The sequence below is a fragment of the Arthrobacter sp. PAMC25284 genome (assembly GCF_019443425.1).
Taxonomy (GTDB): Bacteria; Actinomycetota; Actinomycetes; order Actinomycetales; family Micrococcaceae; genus Arthrobacter; species Arthrobacter oryzae_A.
This window is the reverse complement of the sequence record NZ_CP080382.1, coordinates 2,954,294-2,971,309: the sequence shown is the minus strand read 5'-3', so window position 1 is coordinate 2,971,309 and position 17,016 is coordinate 2,954,294. Positions and strand designations below refer to the sequence as shown.

Here is a 17,016-nt window from a genome sequence, read left to right as displayed (position 1 = left end):
GGAGCTCGAACCGCCGATTTTCGGCCCAAGCCCGGCTGCTTTCCACAATTCAAGGAGAAATTTACGATGAAGAAAATTTCGTGGCGTAAGGCGGCCCTGGTGGCCTCGGTGGTTCCGATGCTGGCTTTGGGTGCCTGTTCGAGTACTGGCGGCAAGGCCCCGGAGGCGGGCGGCGGCGGTGCGGCGGGCCAGGCTGTGTCCACGCCGAAGATCAAGGTGGCGATGGTTACCCATGCGGGGCCGGGGGATACGTTCTGGGATATTGTCCGGCGGGGGGCGGAGGAGGCTGCGGCGAAGGACAATGTGGAGTTGCTTTATACCTCGGATCCGGAGGGCGGGCGCCAGGCGCAGTTGATTGAGCAGGCCATCAATCAGAAGGTCGACGGGATCGCGGTGACTCTGGCGAAGCCGGATGCGCTGAAGGATGCCTTGAAGAAGGCCACGGACGCCGGGATTCCGGTGGTGACTTTGAACGCGGGCGAATCGGTCTCGGCCCAGTTGGGGGCGTTTACGCACTTCGGCTCGGATGAGAATGTGGCGGGCGCGGCGGTCGGTACCCGGCTGGCCGCTGACGGGGTGGCGCATCCGATTTGTGTCATCCATGAGCAGGGAAACGTTTCGCTGGAGGCCCGCTGCGCCGGTGTGAAGTCCAAGGTCCCCGGCTCTGAGATCCTGTATGTCACCGGGACGGACATGACCCAGGTGTCCTCCACCGTGACCGCGAAGCTGCAGAGCACGGCCGGGGTTGACGCGGTCATCGGTCTGGGGGCGCCGTTTACCCTGACGATGGTCAAGGCTGTGGAGTCGTTGAACATGAAAGACACGATCAAGGTGGTTTCCTTTGACCTGAACGGTGAATTGAACCAGGCCATTGTTGATAACAAGGTCCTCTTCACCGTCGATCAGCAGCCGTGGCTGCAGGGTTACGGGGCGATTGATGCGATCTGGCAGAACGTGCGCGGCGGGTTCACGATCGGCGGCGGCCAGCCGGTGTTGACCGGTCCGGCCATCATTGACCAGTCGAACGCCGCTGATGTCCTGAAGTTCGCCGCCGAAGGCATCCGCTAAGGATTCCTTTGCGACCGGTTCCGGGGCCCGTGAGGGCCCCGGAACCGGTCCCGATGTAGGAGAAGCACCATGACCCAGACCCTTTCCAAGTCCCCGCCGCCGAAGATTCCTTCCGCGGTCGCTGATGAGCGTGTCGGCAAACGAAACCCGTTACAGAAGCTCCTTGGCCGCCCGGAAGTCGGCGCCCTCGTCGGGGCGATCGTGCTGTTCGTGTTCTTCGCCTCGGTCTCCCAGACGTTTATCCAGCCCAATGCGTTCGCGACCGTGCTCTACGGCAGCTCCACGATCGGGATCATGGCCGTCGGGGTTTCGCTGTTGATGATCGGCGGGGAATTCGATCTCTCCACCGGCGTCGCGGTGATCAGCTCGGCCCTGACAGCGTCGCTGTTCAGCTGGTACTTCACCACCAACGTCTGGGTCGGGGTGGCCCTGGCTCTGGCCGCGTCCCTGGCGATCGGGCTGATCAACGGCCTGATCCTGATCAAAACCAAGCTCCCGTCCTTCATCGTGACGCTGGCCTCGTTCTTGATGCTGACCGGCCTGAACCTGGGCCTGACCCGGCTGATCGGCGGCTCGGTCTCCTCCCCGTCGATCTCGACCATGGACGGCTTCGCCTCCGCCAAGGCGGTCTTCGCCTCCTCCGTCCCGATCGGGGACGTGGACGTAAAAATCACCGTGTTCATCTGGATAGCCCTGGTCGCGGTCGCGTCCTGGATCCTGCTCCGGACCCGGGTCGGGAACTGGATCTTCGCCGTCGGCGGGGACGCGAACGCCGCCCGCGCCGTCGGCGTCCCGGTCGACAAAACCAAAATCGGGCTCTTCATGGGCGTCGGGTTCTGCGGCTGGATCCTGGGCATGCACAACCTCTTCGCGTTCGACTCCGTCCAGTCCGGGGAAGGAATCGGCAACGAATTCCTCTACATCATCGCCGCGGTCATCGGCGGCTGCCTCCTGACCGGCGGCTACGGCTCCGCGATCGGCGGCGCGATCGGGGCGTTCATCTTCGGCATGGCCAACAAAGGCATCGTCTACGCCCAATGGAACCCGGACTGGTTCAAGTTCTTCCTGGGCCTGATGCTGCTGCTGGCCACCATCGTGAACCTCATCGTCAAACGCCGCGCGGAACTGAAGTAAGGGAGCCCCGAGACCATGAATGCCAAAGAAATCAACCAGGACACGCTCCTGGCCGGCGAAACCGACCCGCTATCCGACACCCCCGTGCACCTGCTCTCCCTTGAAGGCGTCGGGAAGCACTACGGGAACATCGTGGCCCTGACGGACGTGACCATGGCCGTGGACAACGGCCGCGTCACCTGCGTCCTGGGAGACAACGGCGCCGGCAAATCCACCCTGATCAAAATCATCGCCGGCCTCCACCAGCACACCGAAGGGACCCTGACCATCATGGGCCAGGACCGGACGTTCACCTCCCCCCGGGAGGCCCTGGACGCCGGGATCGCGACCGTCTACCAGGACCTCGCCGTGGTCCCGCTCATGCCGGTCTGGCGGAACTTCTTCCTCGGCTCGGAACTGACGTCCGGGTTCGGGCCGTTCAAGAGCATGGACGTCCAGAAAATGAAGGACATCACCAAACACGAACTCGCCGAAATGGGCATCGACCTGCGCGATGTTGAACAACCCATCGGCCAGCTCTCCGGCGGCGAACGCCAATGCGTCGCGATCGCCCGCGCCGTGTACTTCGGCGCGAAAGTCCTCATCCTCGACGAACCCACCGCGGCCCTGGGCGTGAAGCAGTCCGGCGTCGTCCTCCGCTACATCCTCCAGGCCCGCGACCGGGGCCTGGGCGTGATCTTCATCACCCACAACCCCCACCACGCCTTCCCCGTCGGCGACCGCTTCCTGCTCCTCAAACGCGGCAAATCCATCGGCTACTACGACAAAAAAGACATCACCATCGACGAACTCACCGCCCAAATGGCCGGCGGCGCCGAACTCGCCGAACTCGCCCACGAACTCGAACAAATGGGCGGCCACGAAGACACCCTCCACGACGTCGAGGGCGAGCTACGGACCACGAGCCGTCACTGACCCCGGCCGGTAGCCCCCGGGACGCCGCGACGGCGCTGGCGGCACGGCCCGCTTCGACAACACGGCCCGTGACGGGCCGGACAAGAGATTGGATTTAAGGAATGACCGTTCGGGTTGGCGTTATAGGCGCTGGAATCATGGGCATGGATCACATCACGAACCTGGCAACAGCCATCAGCGGCGCAGAGGTCAGCTTTGTGGCAGACCTTGACGGTGCCCGGGCAGCCGACGCGGCACAGCAGGTTGAGGCCTGTTCCACAACGGACCCCTCCGCGCTGATCAACTCCCCGGAGGTGGATGCGGTGGTCATTGCCTCCCACGATTCCACCCACGCCGAACTCATCCTGGCGTGTCTGCAGGCCTCGAAACCTGTGCTCTGCGAGAAACCCCTGGCTCCGACGGTGGATGAATGCCGCCAGATCGTGGCCGCCGACGAGGAAATAGTGGCTGCCACCGGCAGGTCGCTGCTGTCTTTGGGATTCATGCGGCGCTTCGACCCCGGGTATCAGGCACTGCTCCGTCATACCGGGTCCGGCGACGCCGGGACGCCGCTTATGGTGCACTGCGTGAGCCGGAATGTCGCCTCGGGCCCCAACACCACCACCACGACGGCGATCACCAATTCGGCGATTCATGAACTGGACATCATCCCGTGGCTGTTGGGATCACCCATCGTGGAAGTGGCCTGGCATGCCGGCCGGCGGTCCGCGAGCGCCCCTGAAGGATTTCAGGACCCTGCGTTGATGCTGCTGCGAACGGCTGATGGCGTCCTGACCACACTGGAACTGTTCCTCAACGCCCAGTACGGCTACAGCACCCGGTGTGAGGTAGTGTCCGAGCGCGGCACCGCCAGCCTCGCGGAACCTGCCCTGCTGAGCACCAATGAGTCCCTCCGGCAGTCGACGGCCTACCCGGAAGACTGGCGCCCGCGCTTCGCTGACGCGTACCGGATTCAACTCCAGGCCTGGATCCGTTCCCTGCAGGACAAGACAGCATCACCGCTGGCCACCGCCCGCGACGGACTTCGGGCAGCCCAGGTTGCGAAGGCCCTCATTACCGCGTCCGCCGACAGCCGGAACGCTTTTACCGGGGTGGACTACTCATGATGCTTCAGGCAATGCCCGCTTCCCGGGTCCCCGATCCCATGGATGCTCCAGTCCTTCGCTGGGGAATTATGGGCCCCGGCTGGATTGCCGATCTCTTCACCAAAGCCCTGCAGGCCCACACCCGGCAGGTCGTCGCGGCGGTGGGGTCCCGGTCGCTTGAGCGTTCGGAGGCCTTCGCCGCACAGCACGGCATCGCTTCAGCCTACGGAAGCTACGAGGAACTGGCAGCCGCGGACGACGTCGACGTCGTTTACGTGGCGACGCCGCACAACTTCCACCACGCCGCCGCCGTCCTGGCGCTGGCCGCCGGAAAACATGTCCTCATTGAGAAGCCGATCGCCCTGAACGCCGCCGAGGCCCGCGATATCCGGGACCGGGCAGCGGCAGCCGGGCTGATGGCGACCGAGGCTCTGTGGAGTTTCTTCCTGCCCAAGTTCGACGTGGCCCGCCAGGTCCTCGAATCGGGCACGTTGGGCGAACTGACGACTGTTATTACCGAATACGGTGAATTCTATGATCCGAGCAACCGCATCTTTGACCCGGCGCTGGCGGGAGGCCCGCTGCTGGATCTGGGCACATACCCGCTCGCACTCATCACCTCGATGCTCGGCGAACCCAGCCAGGTGAAGGCAATCGGAACGGACCATACCACCGGAGTCAACGGCCAGATCTCCGCCATCATGTCTTTTGCCGGCGGCGCGCAGGCCATCGTCAACACCCAACTGCACAACTTCACCCCCACCGCTGCCAGCCTCGTGGGCCGGAAGGCGACATTGAATTTCGACGGGATGTTCAACCGTCCCGGCGGCTTCGCAGTCAATTATCCCGACGGAACAGTCCTGCGCTATGACGAGCCGACGGGCGCGCATGTGGACGGCCTGCACTTCCAGGCTGCGGCCGTGGCCCGGAGCATCCACGCCGGCGACCGCGGGGTCCCGGAACGCCCGCTGTCGGAATCAATCACCACCATGGACGTGGCGGATGAAATCCGCCGCCAGCTGGGCATCGTGTACCCGGGCGAATGAGGGCCGCCCGCAACGGAGGATGATTCGGTGCCGCTCAGGATTCCGGCGGCGACGGGGCACTAGTACCGTCGTTTTTTCCTCTGTGCCCTGTTTCCCCGCGCCGGGGGCCTGCTGCTGAGCTTCGAACACAGCGCGTCCCTGCCGGATCCTGAGGGCCCGCTGACCGGCGACGGCGAACAAGTGCGTGCCTTTCCCGTCGCCGGGGCGGATGGAAACACGAAGTGTCAGATCGAACGGCTGCTTGAACCGGCCATCGCCTACGGGATCGGCCTGCGCGGCGGCACTCCCCCGGGCCGCCGCTTTCGTTCATAGCTCCGGCAGGATCTGCTCGCGGACCTGCTTGCGGAGGATCTTGCCGAGCATGGAGCGCGGCATGTCCTGGATTGGCACGATCCGCTTCGGGACTTTGTACCCGGCAAGGTGTTCCCGGCAGTAGTTCCGCAGGGCCTCCTCGTCCAGGGCGGTGCCGGGTTCAAGTTCGACGGCCGCGGCCACGAGTTCCCCGCCGCGCTCGAGCGGTTTGCCGATCACGGCGGCGCCGCGGACGTCCGGGTGCAGGCGCAGCACGGCCTCGACCTCCGTGGGTGAGACGTTGAAGCCGCCGGTGACGATGAGTTCCTTGGCCCGGTCCACCACGGTGGTGAAGCCGTCGGCGTCGACCGTGACGACGTCGCCGGTGCGCAGCCAGCCGTCCCCGGTGAGGGTTCTCGCGGTTTCCTCAGGGTTGTTCCAGTAGCCCTGGAATACCTGCGGACCTTTGATGAGCAGCTCCCCCGGTTCGCCCTGGGACACCTCTGTGTCCGGGTCGTCCAGTTTCACCACCTTCATGAGGGTGGAGGGGAACGGCACGCCGATGGTCCCGCTGCGCCGGGTGGGGTGGAACGGGTTACCCAACGCCACCGGGGAGGACTCGGTCATGCCGTAGCCCTCCACGAGCAGGCCGCCGGAGACTGATTCCCACAGCTCCACCACATACGGTGGCAGGTTCATGGCCCCCGAAATGCAGTACTTGGCGGAGCGGAGCGAGATGCCCTTCTCCCGGGCGGCGATAGCGGTGCGTTCGTAGATCGGCGGGACCGCGCAGTAGACGGTAGCCGGGGATTTCTTCATCGCGGCCAGGATCAGGTCCGGCTCGAACTTGGGGAACAGCACCAGCAGGCCTTGTTTGCGGATGCCGTAGGTGAGGTAGAGGGTCAATCCGAAAGCGTGGAACATCGGCAGGATCGCGTAGAAAATTTCTTTGCGGTACTCGGCCCCGGCCATCCATGCCTCGCCCTGGAGGGCATTGGCGTAGAGGTTGAAGTGGGTGAGCATGGCACCCTTGGGCCTCCCGGTGGTGCCGGAGGTGTACTGGATCGCGGCGAGGTCGGTAACCTGCGGGCGCGGGTGGGCGGGGTCGATCCGGGCCGGGCCCAGGAGTTCCTTCCACGTCATGGTGCCGGGCGCGCGGGCGGTCAAGGAATCGCGGGTGGCACGCAGTTTCTTCACCGGCAACTGCAGGGCCAGGCGCTTGACGGCGGGGAACGCCTCAAGGAGGTTGACGGAGACGACGTGGTCGATCTCGACGTCGGCGGGGAAGTCCTTCACGGCGGCGGCCGCCTTGTCCCAGGCGATCACGACGCGGGCCTGGTGGTCCTCGAACTGGTGCCGGAGTTCGCGGGAGGTGTACAGCGGGTTGTGTTCGACGACGACGGCGCCCAGACGCAGCACCGCGTAGAAGGCGACGACGTGCTGCGGGCAGTTCGGCAGGATCAGGGCCACCCGGTCCCCGGCCCGGACTCCGAGTTTCCGCAGGCCTTCGGCCGCGCGGTCCACCTGCTCGCCAAGGCCGGCGTAGCTGGTGCGTCGGCCAAAGAACTCCAGGGCGGGCGCGTCCCGTGCCTCGGCCACGGACCGTTCCAGCATGTCCACGAGCGATTCCGTGGGCAGGTCGATCTCGGCTGGGACGCCCGGCTGATAGTTCTTGACCCAGGGCTGTACGTCAGTGCTCTCCATGGGGACATCATTTCGCGAAGGTATCTTCCGGCGCGACTTGCGGGGATCGGAGAAGGATCCCAGCGCCGGCCACCCGCAACGATGACGAGGTTCGTTTGGACCACGGCGTACTGAAGGCCGCCCCTCGGTGCTGTTGCGTCCAAGGGCGCCGGCGCGTTCTGGCCGTGTTTCGAGCGCGCGCTGATCCAAGCATTCGGATACGTGGACTGCACCAACGCTCTCAGGGAAACACTTCACCGCTCTACTCTCGTTGTCATTGGACAAGGCTATGGTTGTTTGCACGATCAATTTTCAGGGGGAACGAATGGAATTTGCAGAAAAACTCGCGGCACTCGCGGCTAAAGTGCGCCAGCAGCGGGGTGCGATCGAAACCGAAGAGGCAACCAAAAATGCATTTGTTATGCCTTTTATTTCGACCATTCTTGGGTACGACGTCTTCAACCCCTTGGAGGTCGTTCCAGAATTCGTGGCGGATGTAGGCCTCAAGAAGGGTGAGAAGGTCGACTACGCCATCGTCAAGGACGGCGTGATTCAAATTCTTATGGAATGCAAGAAGTCGACCGAACCTGTCAAGATCGAACATGCTTCGCAGCTCTTCCGGTATTTCTCGGTGACCAACGCCAGAATAGCGATTTTGACCAACGGCGAGGTGTACCAATTTTTCACCGACTTGGATGCGCCCAACAGGATGGACGCGAAGCCCTTCCTTGTACTCGACCTGAATGACATTGACGAGTCGCTCATCCCAGAGCTTCAGAAGCTGTCGAAAGACGTATTCGACTTGGACTCGATCATCAGTGCGGCCGGTGAATTGAAGTACATCGGGGAACTGAAGCGGACTCTGGCGGCTCAATTCAAAGAACCCGAGGATGAGTGGGTCAAGTTCCTGACCGGACGTGTCTATTCAGGCGCATACACCCAGAAGGTCCGTGAACAGTTCACCGCACTCGTCGCCAAAGCATCGAAACAGTTCCTGAATGATCAGGTCAATGAGCGCCTCAAAAAGGCGCTGGGAGCGCCGAGCTTCCCGCAAAACTACGACGTGGAAGCTGCAGCAGCAATCACCAGCGAGCCCATCGTCGACGCGGATCTCGCAAACGCAGACGGCATAGTAACGACTTTGGAGGAAATCGAGGGCTATCAGATCGTCAGGGCCATCGTGTGCAGCGAGGTGAAGCCCCCACGCGTGGCCCAAAGAGATGCCAAGTCATACTTTGCGGTCTTGCTCGACGACAACAACCGCAAGCCGATTGCCCGCCTGCACTTCAACCGGACCCAGAAGTACTTGGGAGTGTTTGACGACAATAAAGAAGAAACCCGCGTGCCCATCAACTCTTTGGAGGAGATCTACGAGCACACTGAGGCACTACGCGCCAGCGTCAAGAGCTACCTATAAGTCCCACTATCGGGCTTGGGTTCCAGGGCCGGTCCAGCATTCAGCACATTGCCAGGGCCGGGCGGTGAGCGAGACGCGGCTCCGGCCAAGCGCCGATCGTTTGGAGTCGGGGACGGCGTACAAACGGTTGGCGGACACGCCGTGGTCGATTCCGACGTGGCCGGAAAATGCTTTAGGACGGCGGCCTTGTCCAAGGCGATCCTTGAGCGGGCGAATCGGGACGCCCGAGCACTGGATGTGAGGTGCTTGGGCATCCGGTCGATCTACGACGCCGTGATTTTCAGGGGAATGGAGTTCCAGCCGCGGAGGGTGTTGTGCAGGTACGGCACGGGGTCCCCCGTTAGTTCTATGGTGCTGATGCGCCTCGCCATCGCTGTGAACAGGACGTCCATCTCAAGGCGGGAAATAGGCTGCCCCACACACTGGTGAATGCCCATCCCGAAAGCAAGATGGCCGCCGGCGTTCCGGTCGATCAGGAACTCATCGGCAGTCGGCCCCCACTGCCCGGTGTCCCGGTTGGCCGAACCCATAAACAGCAGGATTTTCGATTCGGCCGGCAATGGGATGCCGCGAAACACGGTGTCGGTCGCGACGGTCCGGAAAAAGGACTGGAACGGCGACTCATAGCGGAGGGCCTCGTCGATGGCGAACTTGACCAGCCGTGGATTGGCATGGAGCCGGGCCCACTGCTCAGGATGGGCAGCCAGGGCCTGAAGCGTGTTGCCGATGGAGAAGACGGTGGTGTCCAGGCCGGCGGACAGCATGGCCCGGACCAGTAGTGCGGCTTGCTCGGCGCTTATTTCGCCGCGGTCCGCGTACGCCCAGATCTCGGCTCCCATACCGTCCAGGGACAGGTTCTCGCGGGCGCAATTGTCCATAACCCATTGATGGGTCGGCTCTCCCTTGACGAAGAACTCGCGGGAGCGTTGGTCATCCGGTCCGAAGGAGCTGAAATTCATGGCGCCGTGGGGCAGCAGATTGGCCTCACGGCCTTCGCGGGGGATGCCGACCGCGTCTCCAAAGACGCGGATGGGAAACAGCTCAGCAAGGTCCTTGACGCCGTCAAAGGATCCACGGCCGATGATCTGGTCAACGAGCTCGTCAGCGAAGACCTCAAACTGTGCCCGCAGGGACCGGACTCCTCTCGGGGAAATAACCCCGGCCATAGCGGCCCGCATGGCGCCATGAACCGGCGGGTCCGATTCCAGGATGCCCCGTGCGCGCCACCCCGGTTCGTGATGGAGGTTTTTGGGGCCGACGCCTGCACCGGAGATGAAGGTGCTGTAGTCCTCAAGAATCTCCTTGCACTCAGCGAAGCCGGCAAAGGCCAAGACACCGTATTTCTCCAGCCAAACCGCAGGGCCGGCGGCCCTCATCCGCTCGAACAGGGGATACGGGTTGATGAGGTTTTCGTCCGTGTACGGATCGTCCGACAACACGGGAACGGTTTGCGGTGGGGTGCTTACTGACATGGCAGGCCTCGATAGCGTCGGTCGTTTCGCTGCGCTGCAGCCGGATAGTGGCCCTAAAGTACCGGCAGGAGGGACCATAGGATAAGTCCTGTTCTCACTCTGTGAGAATGATTGTTGGTCATCCACCGGACGTCCGGCACGATCATTCCGTGACCGGCGACACTGGCCAGCTCATCGAAGCCCATCAAGGAGGCAGTGACATGGCGACCCACACATCCTTCGAGCGCGGCCTCATGATCCTCTCCGCCATCGCTGAAGCCGGCGACACCACCGTGGAGAGTGTGGCCTTGGAGCTCGGCATCCCGGTCAGCACCACCTACCGTTACTTCCATCAGCTCAAGGCCCACGGCTTCGTCCAGGAAGACTCCGGAATTTACCGGCCGGGGCACGCGCTGCTGGCATTGTCCGGCCGGCACCTGACGCAAAGTCACCTCGCGGAAGTTGGCACAGCCGTGCTAAAAGGCATCGTCGACGCCGTGGGCGAGACCGCAGTCCTGGTCATCAGGGTTGGAACTCAGGCCATGTGCCTGCGCCGTGCGGAACCGGACAAAGCCATTAAGTACACGTTTGCCGTCAATGAACTCCTGCCGCTGACCGCGGGAGCCGGCCCCCGGACCCTCCTCGCCTGGGCTCCGGCCGACGTCGTGCGCCAAGTGCTCGGCGGCAGCCTTCCGCGCTACACAGACAACTCACCGTCCGCGGAACAAATACAGCTCAGCCTCGCGCAGATCCGTGCCAACGGATGGGTGGTCTCGCGCGGCGAGCTGGATCCGGGAGCCGTCTCCGTCGCCGTGCCGGTCATGCTCGACGGGGAAGCTGTCTGCGCCCTGAACGTGGCCGGACCGGAGAGCCGCTGCGGCTCCCGCGCCTGGCTGAACTCGACCCTTAATTCAATGAATGAGGCAGCGGAAAACCTGGCGGCATCGCTGGGTTCCCTCGCAAGCCGCAGAACAACCCGAGAGGTAAGCGATGACGCTCGAAACTCTGCTTGATACAGCACCGGTGGTCATTGGGATGCACCGCGCAACCCTGGATGATCTGATCCAGGTGGCACGCCACCGGCGCCCCGTGGTTGTGGATGAACAAGTCCTGGCCCGGATGAAGCCAAGCCAGGAGTGGCTGGACGGCGTTATGGAGGCTATGAAAGCCGGCGAAAAGACCGCCCCCATTTACAGCATCAACACCGGGTTCGGCTCCCTCGCCGGACGCAAAGCCTTCGATGAACCGTCCGACGCCGCCGAGCTGTCCCGCCGCCTGGTGCTCTCGAACGCGGCCGGCGTGGGCCGGTACGTTGACGAGGAAGTGGTCCGGGCAACCATGTTCATCCGCATCGTCAGCCTCACGCAGGGTCACTCCGGTATCCGGGCAGATCTCGTGGAGACCCTGGCGCAGATGCTCAACCGCGGCGTGTATCCCGCCATCCCGGAATACGGTTCCCTGGGCGCCTCGGGCGATCTCATCCCGCTGGCCCACGTGGCCATCGTGATGTCACGCTCGCACACTGGCGAGGACGAGGAACTGGACTCCGGCGAAGCCTTCGTGGACGGCGCCGTGGTCTCCGGGATCGCCGCGATGGCCCACGCCGGAATCGAGCGGCTTCCGCTGGGGGCCAAGGATGGCCTCGCCCTCCTGAACGGCACCTCGTTCTCCTGCGCCCAGGCTGCCCTCGCACTCTACGACGCGCAGAACCTGCTGGAAACGGCGCAGATCACCGCGGCCATGACCATCGAGGCCCTCATGGGCTTCGGCGACGCCTTCATCGACGAACTCCACCAGGCCCGCGGCCAGCGCGGCCAGATCGAGGTGGCCGCCCGGCTCCGTGAACTCCTCGCAGGCAGCGGACTCGTGGACGGCGACGCCGGCACCGATCCCGTGCGCCAGCCGCCGCAGGACGCCTATTCCCTGCGCTGCATTCCGCAGGTCTTCGGCCCAGTCAAGGACACCCTGGAATTTGTCGCGAACATCCTGACCAACGAAATAAACGCCGCCACGGACAACCCGCTGATCTTCCCGTCGCTGCCGTCCACGCGCACCCTCAAAGCCGTTTCCGGCGGCAACTTCCACGCCGAATATGTCGCTTTCGCTGCTGACTTCATTTCGATCGTGGTCACGGAGATCGGCAACATCACCGAACGCCGGCTGTTCCGGCTCGACGACGGCACACTGAACCGCGGACTGCCGGACATGCTCGTGGCCAGCGATCAGATAGGCATGGACTGCGGCTACATGTTGCCGCAGTATCTCGCTGCGGCGCTGGTTTCCGACTGCAAGACGCTCGCCCACCCGGACAGCGTGGACTCCATCCCCACGTGCGCCAATCAGGAGGACCACGTCTCCATGGCAAACAACGCCGGCCGGCACGCGCGCCAGATTGTCTCCAACATCGAATCCGTCGTAGCCGTTGAACTGCTCATGGCTGCGCAGGCCCTTGAACTGCGGATGCGGATGCCTGCCACGGCGGAGGCCACACCCGGTCCCGCGAGCCTGGCCGCGCTGGCACTCCTGCGCTCCACAGCCTCCGCCGACGGCCGGCCCATCGACCATCTCAAACAGGACGTGGTCCTGTACCCCCGCCTGCGCAAGGCCGGCGAATTGGTCCACAGCGGCGCCGTCGTCACCGCAGTGAACGCAGCCATCGGAGGCGATGATGACGCTCCAGGCCGCTGAGGCTGCCGTGTTGAGTGCAGCCCCGGAAGACGGATTCCGCCGCCTCGCTGTCAGTGGGATCCGGCGGGAAGCCGACGGCGTCGCCTCCGTGATTCTGGGCGATCCCGACGGCGGGACGCTCCCGGCCTGGGAGCCGGGCGCCCACGTCGATGTCCTGTTCGGCAACGGCGTCCTGCGTCAATATTCGTTGTGTTCGGACCCCTCGGATCACCACGTTTGGCGCATCGCGGTGCTGCGGGAACAACCCGGCAGGGGCGGGTCCCGCTACGTCCACGAGGAGCTGAAGGCAGGCGACGTCCTGGACGTACGCGGCCCGAAAAACAACTTCCGCGGCACACCGGGTCCCGGTGAGAAAGTCTTTGTTGCAGGCGGCATCGGGATCACACCGCTGCTGCCAATGATTCGGGCAGCGCACGCCGGCGGCGAGCCGTGGCGTCTTTTGTATCTGGGATCAAGCCTGCGCTCCATGGCATTCCTGGACGAGGTCTCCGCCCTTGACCCTGAGCGGGACAAGGTTCAGGTTCAGGCGAAGGAAAATTCCGGAAGCATGGACCTCAGCGAGTACCTGCGCCTGGCCCGGCTGGGTCCGGACACCACGGTCTACGCCTGCGGTCCGCAGCGCTTGCTCACCGAGCTCCGCTCGGCACATGCGGCCGGTGCGATTCCGCGCCTGATGTTTGAATCCTTTGGTTCCGAACAGACGAGCGGTTCCGGGCAGGCAAACAGTTCCGGGCAGGTCAGCCCGCCGGCCGGCAGCGATACCCCGTTCATCGTGGAAACCGCCGACGGCACCAAAATCACGATTGGGGCCCAGGAGACCATCCTGGACGCCCTGCAGCGCGTCAACGTTCCTGCCTTGAACTCCTGCCGGAAAGGCACCTGCGGCACCTGCGAAACGGTCGTTTTGGGCGGAGTTCCGGACCACAGGGATGAAATCCTCAGCGCCGAGGAGCGGGCGGGAAACGAGACCATGATGATTTGTGTTTCGCGCTGCCTGGGCGACAGGCTGGTCCTCGATATCTAGATGCGACGGCCGGCCCGGAGCACGGCCAGCAGGCCGAAGTCCGCATCGGTGACAACAATATCGGCCCGCATGCCGGCCCGCAGGCTTCCGATCACGGATTCCGCACCGAGGACCCGGGCCGGGACCAGTGTTGCCGCTTTGACAGCGTTGGCCGGGCTCACGCCGGCCGCGACTGTCCTGCGGACGACCTCCAGCAGTGTTGACGTCCCTCCGGCAAGGGCATTGTTACTGTGCAGCCGTGCCACGCCTTCCCGGACCACCACGGCCGAGGGACCGAGGTCGTAGTCGCCGTCGGGCAGTCCGGTGGCGGCCATGGAATCTGTCACGAGGGCAATATTGTCGGCTCCGGCCAGATCGAACACCATCCGGACGGTTTCAGGATCGAGGTGGACGCCATCGCCGATGAGCTCGACGACGATCTCCCCTGCCGCCGCCAGCCGCAGGCAGGCCGCGACGGGGCCGGGGCTGCGGTGATGAAGTGGCGGCATACCGTTGAACAGGTGTGTGATGGTTGGCCGGGCATATTCGGGATGGCGACCGCGTGCCGTTGACGCAACCAGGAGTTCGGCTGCCTCTGTTAGCGACGCTGAAGTCGTCTGGGCATCTGCGTCGGTATGGCCCAGGGAGGGCGTGACGCCATGCTCGGCCAGGATCCTGACGAGTTCGCCTGCCCCGGAAAGTTCGGGTGCATACGTCATGGTCTTCAGGGAGCCGCCAGCCGCAGCAATCAGCCGGCGGGCCAGTTCGGGATCGGGATCCCGGAGCCAGTCCGGGTTCTGCGCCCCGCAGCGGGCGTGGGACAGGAACGGGCCTTCCAGATGGATACCCGCGATGAGCCCTTCGGACCATAAGTCGTTCAACACGCCGATTCCGTGCGTGAGCTCCTCGCACGACGCGGTGACCATACTGGCCAGCAGTGTTGTGGTGCCGCTGCGGTGCAGGAACCCCACCGCCTGCCGGGACGCCTCCCCGTCACCATCGGGGAAGCCCCCGCCTGCTGCGCCGTGGCAGTGCAGGTCGATCAGCCCGGGCAGGATCAGGCTTCCCGGCTGCAACTTGAGCGTTTCGGCTGCCGGGTACCTGGCGCGGTCGAAGCCCGCCCGCGGTCCGGCATAGGCGATCAGCCCGTCCAGCACTGCTACAACTGAGTCTTCCGTTTGGGTTCCGTCAGACAGCATGGTTCCGTGTAGGACGTAGGTGGTTCCGGGTGCCGGATGGCGGAGGTCCGTGCTGGTCATGGGTCCTTCCAAGTTCGGGGTGCGGTGGTGTGGAGCCGGAGACCTATCCTGCGTCCAGATCGCTGCCGATCATGGCTGAGATGGCTTCAACGGCAGGGTGGTTGTCGGAGGCAATCGTGATCGGGGTGCCGTGCCCTGCGCCCAGCATCATGATCATCAGGGATGAATTGGCGTCCGCCGGGTCTTTGCCCGCGAGGGTCAGGGTGATCTCGTCTTCGTAGGCCGCCGCCGCCTGGGCGATGAGCGCGGCGGGGCGGGCGTGAAGCCCTGCGGCTAAGCCGACGGTTACGGTTTTGCTGTTCACTGTGGACCCTTCATTTCGGCATAGAGGCGGCCCGTGTGCAGGGCAAGGTAGGAGATTTCGTCGGTAGAGATGATCCGGTGAATCGCCTCGCCAATCAGGCGGGCAATGTCCGTCGCGGCGTCGGCGGCTTCCGGATACACCTGCCGGACCGAGGCGAGGACGTCCAGGTGGGAACTGTGCAGTTGTTCGTCGCTGGCAGCCCGGGCAAAGACGAAGCGCAGATGCGTCACGAAGCGTGCGGCACTGGTTGCGTCTTCATCGATCGGCTGGCCCCACCGCTCAGCCAGACGCAGGAAGACCCGGCTGATCGTCTCGGTCATCACGACGGTCTTGGAAAAGTCTCCTTTGGTCCACTGCTGGTTGACGAAGTGCAGCGCGAATGCCACCCACTCATCCTCCTGCAGCCGGACCCCGAGCGTGTCGGACACCAGTGTCACGACCTGGCGTCCCAGTGCGGCTTCTGCCGGGTAGAGCTGGGCCACTTCCCAGCGGAGCGGGAAGTCGATGTGTGTTCCTTCCTGGGCCCGACGTACCGCGAAGGTGAGGTGGTCCAGGACGGGGATCATCAAGGACTGTCGCGGCTCGAGTCCGAGGGTCGCATGACCGAGTTGAGTGATGGTCTGGGCCAGTGCGATCTGGTCCAGCGGTGCGTCGCTGAGGAGGCCGGCGACCTGGGTCGCCCGGTAGGACCCGTCGGCCACGAAGCGCTGATCGGCCATGGACGTGTCGACGCTTTCGCCCGGGCGGCGCTGGAAACCGATCCCCTTGCCCAGCAAGACAACTTCCGTGGCGTCTGCCTCGATGGCGAGTACAACGTTGTTGTTGTAGACCCGCTTGATGCTCGCTTGCTGGGTCACTTCCATGGGGCCGGATCCTCGAATCGCTGCCAGGCCGGTTTGTTCCTGTACGTCTCTTCGTAGTATTCCTGGCCCTCAAGCTCAGCGGCAGCAGCGCGATCGATGATCACCGTGGCCGCAGGATGCAACTGAAGAACCGACCCGGGGCAGCGGGCCGAGAGCGGCCCCTCGATAAGTCCCGCGATTGCCGAAGCCTTATGGCTGCCCTGGGCCATGAGAACGACCTCGCGGGCGTCCATGATGGTGCCGAGGCCTTGCGTCAGGCAGTGCCGGGGAACGTCGTCCAAAGTCTCAAAGAAACGGCTGTTGGCCTCCCGGGTCGTGCGCGTAAGGGTTTTGACCCGGGTGCGCGATGACAACGATGAACTTGGCTCGTTGAAGCCGATGTGCCCGTTTTCCCCGACGCCCAGGATCTGGATGTCGATCCCGCCGGCGGCCTTAATGGCTTCCTCGTAGTGACGGGGCCGCGGCGTCGGTGTCCGTGGCGAAGCCGTCCGGGCAACTGACCCGCAGGGGATCCATCCGCAACGGATCCGTCACTGTTGCACGGATCACCTCCGCGTAGCTCTCGGGATGCCCCGGCGGCAAGCCGACATACTCGTCCAGCGCGAATCCCCTGGCGCGGCTCAGGTCGAGTTCCCCAGCCTCGATCCTCCGGGCCAAATCAGCGTAGGCCGCCAGGGGCGACGAACCCGTCGACAGGCCCAGCACCGCCTCGGGGCCCCGGTCCCGGACCACGCGGCTGACTTTCGCCGCCGCGAGCCGGCCGACTTCCTCGGGTGTTTCGCAGATGATCACTTCCATGGTCTGGTGCC

14 protein-coding genes and 1 pseudogene are annotated in these 17,016 nt (G+C 64.2%); 9 read left to right on the top strand and 6 right to left on the bottom strand.

Annotated elements, in window-relative coordinates; translation table 11 throughout:
• The first annotated feature begins 66 nt into the window (after window positions 1-66).
• The 5 genes from KY499_RS13710 (at window position 67) to KY499_RS13690 (ending at window position 5,248) form a co-directional block, all read left to right on the top strand.
• Window positions 67-1,068, top strand: coding sequence for a substrate-binding domain-containing protein (locus KY499_RS13710; protein WP_219885609.1), 1,002 nt, complete (start codon window positions 67-69; stop codon window positions 1,066-1,068).
• 69 nt (window positions 1,069-1,137) lie between these two features.
• On the top strand, window positions 1,138-2,202 hold the full coding sequence (locus KY499_RS13705) for an ABC transporter permease (RefSeq protein WP_219885608.1): 1,065 nt from the start codon (window positions 1,138-1,140) through the stop codon (window positions 2,200-2,202).
• Between the two features lie 15 nt (window positions 2,203-2,217).
• Complete coding sequence (locus tag KY499_RS13700) at window positions 2,218-3,117, top strand: ATP-binding cassette domain-containing protein (protein ID WP_123254026.1); 900 nt, start codon at window positions 2,218-2,220, stop codon at window positions 3,115-3,117.
• A 101-nt stretch (window positions 3,118-3,218) separates the two neighbouring features.
• Window positions 3,219-4,223 carry a Gfo/Idh/MocA family oxidoreductase gene (locus tag KY499_RS13695; RefSeq protein ID WP_123256566.1) on the top strand — a complete coding sequence of 335 codons (1,005 nt, stop codon included), beginning with the start codon at window positions 3,219-3,221 and terminating at the stop codon, window positions 4,221-4,223.
• Window positions 4,220-5,248, top strand: a complete 1,029-nt coding sequence (locus KY499_RS13690; RefSeq protein WP_219885607.1) for a Gfo/Idh/MocA family protein — start codon at window positions 4,220-4,222, stop codon at window positions 5,246-5,248. The genes KY499_RS13695 and KY499_RS13690 overlap by 4 nt, the downstream gene beginning before the upstream one ends.
• 306 nt (window positions 5,249-5,554) lie before the next feature.
• Here the strand turns inward: KY499_RS13690 and KY499_RS13685 are convergent, their stop codons facing one another.
• Window positions 5,555-7,243: a long-chain-fatty-acid--CoA ligase gene (locus tag KY499_RS13685; RefSeq protein ID WP_219885606.1), complete on the bottom strand. Its 1,689-nt coding sequence runs from the start codon at window positions 7,241-7,243 to the stop codon at window positions 5,555-5,557.
• Between the two features lie 304 nt (window positions 7,244-7,547).
• Here KY499_RS13685 and KY499_RS13680 point away from each other — a divergent pair, with 304 nt between their 5' ends.
• Window positions 7,548-8,639: a type I restriction endonuclease gene (locus tag KY499_RS13680; protein ID WP_219885605.1), complete on the top strand. Its 1,092-nt coding sequence runs from the start codon at window positions 7,548-7,550 to the stop codon at window positions 8,637-8,639.
• Window positions 8,640-8,902: 263 nt separating this feature from the next.
• Here KY499_RS13680 and KY499_RS13675 read toward each other — a convergent pair whose 3' ends face one another.
• Complete coding sequence (locus KY499_RS13675) at window positions 8,903-10,078, bottom strand: cytochrome P450 (RefSeq protein WP_308813049.1); 1,176 nt, start codon at window positions 10,076-10,078, stop codon at window positions 8,903-8,905.
• A 182-nt stretch (window positions 10,079-10,260) separates the two neighbouring features.
• On the opposite strand from KY499_RS13675, the gene KY499_RS13670 reads away from it, so the two are divergent.
• From KY499_RS13670 to KY499_RS13660, 3 genes are read left to right on the top strand one after another with little or no spacing between them, the layout of a single operon-like run.
• Window positions 10,261-11,103, top strand: coding sequence for an IclR family transcriptional regulator (locus KY499_RS13670; protein ID WP_258190784.1), 843 nt, complete (start codon window positions 10,261-10,263; stop codon window positions 11,101-11,103).
• The gene (gene hutH / locus KY499_RS13665) at window positions 11,081-12,778 is read left to right on the top strand and encodes a histidine ammonia-lyase (protein ID WP_219885603.1); all 1,698 of its coding nucleotides are present in this window, start codon (window positions 11,081-11,083) and stop codon (window positions 12,776-12,778) included. Before KY499_RS13670 ends, hutH begins: the two co-directional genes overlap by 23 nt.
• Window positions 12,759-13,802 carry a PDR/VanB family oxidoreductase gene (locus tag KY499_RS13660; protein ID WP_219885602.1) on the top strand — a complete coding sequence of 348 codons (1,044 nt, stop codon included), beginning with the start codon at window positions 12,759-12,761 and terminating at the stop codon, window positions 13,800-13,802. Before hutH ends, KY499_RS13660 begins: the two co-directional genes overlap by 20 nt.
• Here KY499_RS13660 and nagA read toward each other — a convergent pair.
• The 4 genes and pseudogenes from nagA to nagB all read right to left on the bottom strand — a co-directional run bounded on the left by nagA (window position 13,799) and on the right by nagB (window position 17,005).
• The gene (gene nagA, locus KY499_RS13655; protein WP_219885601.1) at window positions 13,799-15,040 is read right to left on the bottom strand and encodes an N-acetylglucosamine-6-phosphate deacetylase; all 1,242 of its coding nucleotides are present in this window, start codon (window positions 15,038-15,040) and stop codon (window positions 13,799-13,801) included. The two genes, KY499_RS13660 and nagA, sit on opposite strands and share 4 nt — an antisense overlap.
• 43 nt (window positions 15,041-15,083) lie before the next feature.
• On the bottom strand, window positions 15,084-15,344 hold the full coding sequence (locus tag KY499_RS13650; protein WP_219885600.1) for an HPr family phosphocarrier protein: 261 nt from the start codon (window positions 15,342-15,344) through the stop codon (window positions 15,084-15,086).
• A complete protein-coding gene (locus tag KY499_RS13645; protein ID WP_219885599.1) occupies window positions 15,341-16,207 on the bottom strand; it encodes a PRD domain-containing protein in 867 nt (288 codons plus the stop codon). Before KY499_RS13645 ends, KY499_RS13650 begins: the two co-directional genes overlap by 4 nt.
• A pseudogene (gene nagB, locus KY499_RS13640) lies at window positions 16,198-17,005 on the bottom strand (glucosamine-6-phosphate deaminase). The gene KY499_RS13645 and the pseudogene nagB overlap by 10 nt, the downstream one beginning before the upstream one ends.
• Window positions 17,006-17,016 lie beyond the last annotated feature (11 nt).

Coding starts and splice junctions, on each gene's coding strand:
- KY499_RS13660 (WP_219885602.1), top strand. CDS start 12,759: ATGACGCTCCAGGCCGCTGAGGCTGCCGTGTTGAGTGCAGCCCCGGAA.
- KY499_RS13645 (WP_219885599.1), bottom strand. CDS start 16,207: ATGGAAGTGACCCAGCAAGCGAGCATCAAGCGGGTCTACAACAACAAC.
- KY499_RS13695 (WP_123256566.1), top strand. CDS start 3,219: ATGACCGTTCGGGTTGGCGTTATAGGCGCTGGAATCATGGGCATGGAT.
- KY499_RS13700 (WP_123254026.1), top strand. CDS start 2,218: ATGAATGCCAAAGAAATCAACCAGGACACGCTCCTGGCCGGCGAAACC.
- KY499_RS13705 (WP_219885608.1), top strand. CDS start 1,138: ATGACCCAGACCCTTTCCAAGTCCCCGCCGCCGAAGATTCCTTCCGCG.
- KY499_RS13690 (WP_219885607.1), top strand. CDS start 4,220: ATGATGCTTCAGGCAATGCCCGCTTCCCGGGTCCCCGATCCCATGGAT.
- KY499_RS13680 (WP_219885605.1), top strand. CDS start 7,548: ATGGAATTTGCAGAAAAACTCGCGGCACTCGCGGCTAAAGTGCGCCAG.
- hutH (WP_219885603.1), top strand. CDS start 11,081: ATGACGCTCGAAACTCTGCTTGATACAGCACCGGTGGTCATTGGGATG.
- nagA (WP_219885601.1), bottom strand. CDS start 15,040: ATGACCAGCACGGACCTCCGCCATCCGGCACCCGGAACCACCTACGTC.
- KY499_RS13710 (WP_219885609.1), top strand. CDS start 67: ATGAAGAAAATTTCGTGGCGTAAGGCGGCCCTGGTGGCCTCGGTGGTT.
- KY499_RS13685 (WP_219885606.1), bottom strand. CDS start 7,243: ATGGAGAGCACTGACGTACAGCCCTGGGTCAAGAACTATCAGCCGGGC.